The following is a 5,836-nucleotide window of genomic DNA, read 5'->3' on the forward strand; positions in this document are numbered from 1 at the left end:
CTGGCGTATCCGGGAATGGTGCCTCCAGGCGCGGAGAGCGCCGCCGTCCGCGGCGGGCAGCACCTGGCCACGGTGCTGGGGCTGCTGCGCGGCCGCTCGTCCATCCACCGCGCCGAGGCGGGGATGCGCGCCATGGCGGACGCCGTGCGGGTGCTTCCCGGCGAGCTGGAGATGGGCAAGTTCGCCGGCGAGCTGTGCACCGTCGTACGCCAGGGCACCGGGGCGGCGGGCGCGGCGGTGATGCTGGTGACGGACGACAGCGGGCGCGGCAAGGTGCTGCACGCCAGCGGCGACCCCATGCCCATGGCCGCGGAGGCGTTCGGCGAGGGCGAGTCGCGCGTGGCGCTGGCCGTAAAGCACGGGGTGGACCTCGCGTACGCCGACCTGCGGCGGGAGCGCGACAAGCTGCCGCTGCTGGCCCCGGGCGAAAAGTGGGAGCGCGCGCCGCGCTCCGCCGTGGTGCTGCCGCTGATGGTGGACGGGCGCGCCATCGGCGCGGTGGCGGCGTGGCACCCGGAGCCGGGACGCTTTGGCGAGCGGGAGCGAGAGATCCTGCACTCCCTCTGCTCGGTGGCGCCGCTGCCGATGCGGAGCGCGCGGCGGTTCGAGGCGCTGGACCACCGCGCGTCCACCGATCCGCTGACGGAGCTGCCCAACCGCAGCGCGTTCGACCAGCGGCTCACGGCGCTCTCCGGCTACTTTGACCGGTACGCGCGGCCGTTCAGCCTGATCGCCATCGACGTGGACTTCTTCAAGAAGTTCAACGACACGTGGGGGCACGAGGCGGGCGACCGCGTTCTGCGCCACGTGGCGGACCTGCTGAAGGCGACGGTGCGCGACGTGGACCTTCCCGCGCGGCTGGGCGGCGAGGAGTTCGTCGTCCTGCTTCCCGAGACCACGCTGCGGCAGGCCACGGAGGCGGCGGAGCGCATTCGCCGCGCGCTGGAGTCGCGCAGCGTGAACTGGAACGGCCGCCCCCTTTCCGTCACCGCCTCGCTGGGCGTGGCCTGCGTGCCGGACTGCACCACCTCCCCCGGCGAAGTGCTGGCCCAGGCCGACGCCGCGCTGTACCGCGCCAAGGAGCTGGGCCGCAACCGCGTGGCCGCCGCCCCCCGCGCCGAAAAGGAAGCCGGCACGCGCGGCTGACCCCCGTTCTTTCTCCCCCGTTCTACCGTACTCGTGGCTACCTTCCATCTCCCGAACCTCCGGATCGCCCCCGCGCCCGCCAACGTGCCGGTGTGGAACGACGCGCCGTGGACCCCCCTTCCGCCGCTCGCGGACAGTGTGAAGGCCGACGTGTGCGTCGTGGGGCTGGGCGGGTCGGGGCTCTCGGCCGTGGGCGAACTGCTGGGGCTGGGGGTGAGCGTGGTGGGGATCGACGCCGGCTCGGTGGCGGGCGGAGCGGCGGGGCGCAACGGCGGATTTCTGCTCGCCGGGACGTACCACTTCTACCACGACGCGGTGAGCAGGCTGGGGCGCGAGCGGGCGTGGGAGCTGTACCGGCTCACGATGGACGAGGTGGACCGGATCGCCGCGGAATCGCCGGAGGCGGTGCGCCGTACGGGCTCGCTGCGGGTGGCGGACGACGACGAGGAGCGGCTGGATTGCGCGCGTCAGCTCGCCGCCATGCGCGCCCACGGCCTTCCCGCCGAGGCGTACTCCGGGCCGGAGGGCGACGGCCTGCTCATTCCCACCGACTGCGCCTTTCAGCCGCTGCGCCGGTGCCGCACGCTGGCCCGGCGCGCGGCGGACGCGGGGGCGCGGCTGTACGAGCACACGCCCGCGCTGCGGATCGCGGGAAACGAGGTGCGCACGCCCGGCGGCCGCATCCGGTGCGGCGCCGTGCTGGTGGCGGTGGACGGGGGGCTGGAGCAGGTGCTCCCCGAACTCTGCGGCCGGGTGCGGACGGCGCGCCTGCAGATGCTGGCCACGGCGCCGACCGGCGAGGTGTGCGTCCCCCGGCCGGTGTACGCGCGCTGGGGGTTCGAGTACTGGCAGCAGCTGGAGGACGGGCGCATCGCCCTGGGCGGGTTCCGCGACGGGGGCGGGGCGGGGGAGTGGACGGTGGAGAGCACGCCGGGCGGCCCGGTGCAGCAGCGGCTGGAAGCGTTTCTGCGCGGGCGCATCGGCGTGCAGGCGCCCATCACGCACCGCTGGGCGGCGCCGGTGGGGTACACGCCGGACGGAATGCCGGTGCTGGAAGAGGTCCGTCCCCGCGTGTGGGCGGCCGGCGGGTACAGCGGAACCGGCAACGTCATGGGCGCGCTGTGCGGGCGGGCCATGGCGCAGTGGGCGGTCCGGGGCCGCTCGGAGCTGGCGGACGTGATCCACGGGCACGGCGCCGAGTCGTCGGAGACCGCGGCGTCCGTGCCCTGATCCGCGGCTCCCCATCAACAAAACGAAGGCGGCGCCCCCGATCCCACGGGGCGCCGCCTTTTCTTCGTCCAGCGGAGAAGCGGATCTGCTATGGCGCGGAAATGACGCCGTGGCCGGTCACCCGGCCGTCCGGGGCGCGCACCAGCCAGATGCGCGCGCCTTCCCGCACGTCCTGCAGGCTGGGGAGCGGAACGGCGGGCCCGTCCGCCGGCTGCAGCGTCCAGCCGGAACCGGCGCGGCGAACGGTTCCATCCAGCGCCGGCTGGCCGTCCACCGCGCGGACCGCGAACCGGTCCACGCGAAAGACGCCGGGGCGTTCGGCCGCGCCCCACACCACCACTTCGAACCCCGTCACACCACGCAGCGGGCCGGAAGCTCCCGCCAGCGTGGTGGCGCGCGCGCCGCTCTCCGTCTGCAGCACCACCCACGTTCCCGGCTCGGAGCCGACGACGGCCACCATCCCGCGCAGCGAGTCGGCGGGGACGCGGCCAAGGCCGGCGTTCGGGGCGGGAGCCCCCCGCGCGCACCCAAGCAGGGCAACGGCGCAGGGGACGAGGAGGACCGCTTTCACGCTTACTGAATGCGCGTGACGGCGATGCGCAGCGACGAACTCGGAAGCCCGCCCGCCGTTTCGAGGCGCAGCAGCTGCGCCGCCGTCTGCGTCCCCGAGATCTCGTACCACAATGCACCGCCGCCGCGCAGCGTGGTGATCGCCGAGGGCGTGAAGCTGCCGAAAGCGAACTGTGCCGGAACCAGCGGGTAGGCCAGGGTGAACCCGCTGGCGTTCGGGTCGGTGTTGAGCCCGGCGTAGATGCTGCGCAGGTTCCACGTCGGGAACTGGATGTCGGCGCTCGGGGGTCCGGCCAGAAGCGGGTGGTCATCCGCGGCCAGCGACAGTGCCCAGCCGCCCAGGAGGCGGTCGATCGGCACGCCCGCCCGGCCCGCCAGGTTGGTCACGCCAGAGGTGGTGCTCTGCGTCAGAGCGCCCAGGAATGCCGCGTCCGAAGAGCCGTAGCGGTCCAGCGAGTAGCGCACCAGCGACCAGGAGATCGCGTACCAGAAATTCTGCGTGTCGCTGCTGGTGGCCCCGAACGGCGACAGCAGGCGCGCGTTCGTGCCGAACATTTCGGTGTACATCGGCTGGAAATGGCGCAGCATGTTCACCGACGGACGACGCGGGTTCGCGATGCACTCGGCCGCGGTGGGGCGCAGGTCGCAGTACACGTTGATGGGGTTGGCCGCGCTGCCGTAGGGGATGTTGCTCTTCCACCCCTGGTTGTCCACTGCCTGTCGCATCCACATCTCTTCGGCGTGGCGCGCGGTGCCCTCCTCCAGCCAGCTCTCCTCATAGGCCGGCGCGTTGTTCGCTACGCGGGCCGCCTGCGAGGCCACGTGCTTGCTCTCGTGGATGAAGGTGCTGCGGATGGTGCGGTACCAGTAATCGGGCGTGCCCGTCGTGTTGAAGCCCGCGCCGTTGATGGTGGGCTGGTACGCGTAGAAGAACTCGCCGAAGTTGGACGCGCCGAAGCTGGCCGTACCACCCGCGGAGTTGAGGCCGGTGTAAGGCCCTCCCGGGGCGCGCGGCGTGGTGGTGGTGTCGTTGTTCGGGAACTGGTCACAGCTCACCACGAAGCCCGCCACCCCGCTGAACGAGTTGTTGATGCGCGGGGTGAAGAGGGCGATCTCGATCCCGTTGTTGTCCGTTACCGCGTCCCGGCGCAGGATATCGCCGAAGTTGTTGCGGACGATTGGCTCCATGTCGGCGTTGAACTGGTCGCCGATCTGCTGATAGTACGCAGCCATGGATGCATTGTCGGAGGCGCGCAGCCCGGCCGGGGTGGCGTCGTCCTCGTAGATCGCCAGCTTGCCGTTGTAGTACACGCGTGTGGCGTTCACGACGTAGAAGCTGCTGCAGATCGTCTGTCCCGCCGGGGGGGAGATGTTGGAGACCCGGAACTGGCGCGTGGCCGGCGGATCGCCGTACACCACGTCACGGTTCACCGACATCCCGGGCCGCACGCGTCCGCGGGGAAATTCCGCCTGGCCCTGCTGGTAGGCCGCCCGGTTCTTTTCCAGCAGGTCCGCGTGGCGTGCGTCGGCGATCTGCTGCTGCGCGAGCGCGCCGTAGTCGCTGATGGAAAGCACGGGCCCGCCCACCACGTGGTCCGGGCCGGCCGGGGGAGCGGCCTGCAGCGCCTCGAGCGCCGGGCTTCCGCCCACCCCGTCCGCCGAAAACTGCATGGGGCTGTTGCTTGCGGGCGACGTGCTGGCGCTGAACACTGACACGATGTAGCGGCTGGCCGCGTTGGTGGCCGGCAGCTCGTTGCAGTACGAATCCGCCGAACTGGTGAGCACCAGCGCTTCACCAATTCCCACCGTGCGCTGCGTCACCTGCAGCGGGTGGTTGAAGTCGGCGCCCTTCATTCCGGACGTGGTTACGTTTACCGCCCGGGAGCCCGAGGCCGTGCACGGCACGGTGACGGTGAGCGACCCCGCGGTCGCGGCGGTCACGGCGGCCGCGCGCCCGCCGATGGTGACCGCGTTGTTGGCCGGAGTCGCGCTGAAGTTGATGCCGGTGAGGGTGGCGGACTGCCCGGGAACCAGCGTGGAGGGCGAAATGGCCGTCACCTGGGGCGCGGCGCTCACCACCGGCCCCGGCGCGGTCTGCGTGCTCACGTACATGGTGAACGCCACCGACGTGGCCGTGCCGGGCACGCTCAGCTGCCAGTTCTTGGCGCTGGACACCTCGCCGGTGGAGAGCATTCCGTCGGCGCCCAGCTCAGCCATGTCCGTGCCGCCGATCTTGCCGCCGTACTGAAAGTAGGGCTGGTTCTCGGAGGTAAAGGAGCCCTCTCCCGTGGCGTTGAGCACCGACGCCGTTCCGGTGCCGCCGGTGACGGTGGGGCCGGTGTGAAAGAACACCTGGACGCCGTTGTCGTGGCGCGTGGCGCCGTCCTGCGTCGCCAGCGTGTTGTTGATCAGGTTCTGCACGGTCGTGTTGAAGCTGAACACGCCCGTGCCGGTGTTGTACGCCACGCCCGACGAGGTCAGGCGAATGTAGGTGCCCTGCCCGCCCAGGGTGCGCAGGTCACGGTGCGGCCCCTCCGGCGATCCCACGCCCGCGAGCGGGACGTCCACGCACTCCACGCTCGCGGCTGCGGGCGAGGCGGTGCACTCCAGCGCCGCGATGGTGGTGCGGGGGAGCGGGCCGTCGGGAACGCGGGGGGGCGTCGCGGTGGCGGTCGGCCCGTTGTCGCTGCACGCCGCGGCGAACAACAGGGCGGCGGCGCCGGCCAGCTGGCCTGGCCGCCGGAAGACGGAGGATTTCATGGGAACCAGGAAGGCGGAAGGTAGGGTGAGGCAAGGGGAGTCCGAACCGCTACGATAACGCGTAGCAGCCCAGGATGCAACGTTCATCTCTCTGCTTTTCCCGCTCACGCGCGCGGCGCGCGCGGCGCGC

Annotated in this window: 4 protein-coding genes; 2 read left to right on the forward strand and 2 right to left on the reverse strand. The window is 71.9% G+C overall.

Annotated features, from left to right (window positions below; translation table 11 throughout):
• A partial coding sequence (locus VF665_RS04915; RefSeq protein ID WP_331052298.1) for a sensor domain-containing diguanylate cyclase occupies nucleotides 1-1,146 on the forward strand: 1,146 nt, incomplete at its 5' end.
• A 33-nt stretch (nucleotides 1,147-1,179) separates the two neighbouring features.
• Nucleotides 1,180-2,376 (forward strand): FAD-binding oxidoreductase, encoded by a 1,197-nt coding sequence (locus VF665_RS04920; RefSeq protein ID WP_331052299.1) that lies wholly within the window; start codon nucleotides 1,180-1,182, stop codon nucleotides 2,374-2,376.
• Nucleotides 2,377-2,464: 88 nt separating this feature from the next.
• Here the strand turns inward: VF665_RS04920 and VF665_RS04925 are convergent, their stop codons facing one another.
• Both VF665_RS04925 and VF665_RS04930 read right to left on the reverse strand, forming a co-directional pair.
• Complete coding sequence (locus VF665_RS04925) at nucleotides 2,465-2,947, reverse strand: hypothetical protein (RefSeq protein ID WP_331052300.1); 483 nt, start codon at nucleotides 2,945-2,947, stop codon at nucleotides 2,465-2,467.
• A 2-nt stretch (nucleotides 2,948-2,949) separates the two neighbouring features.
• Nucleotides 2,950-5,706: an IPT/TIG domain-containing protein gene (locus VF665_RS04930; RefSeq protein ID WP_331052301.1), complete on the reverse strand. Its 2,757-nt coding sequence runs from the start codon at nucleotides 5,704-5,706 to the stop codon at nucleotides 2,950-2,952.
• Nucleotides 5,707-5,836 lie beyond the last annotated feature (130 nt).

The organism is Longimicrobium sp. (assembly GCF_036387355.1).
Lineage (GTDB): Bacteria > Gemmatimonadota > Gemmatimonadetes > Longimicrobiales > Longimicrobiaceae > Longimicrobium.

Bases quoted from the DNA above. Each gene is read 5' to 3' on its own strand.
- VF665_RS04930 (WP_331052301.1), bottom strand. From the start codon at position 5,706: ATGAAATCCTCCGTCTTCCGGCGGCCAGGCCAGCTGGCCGGCGCCGCC.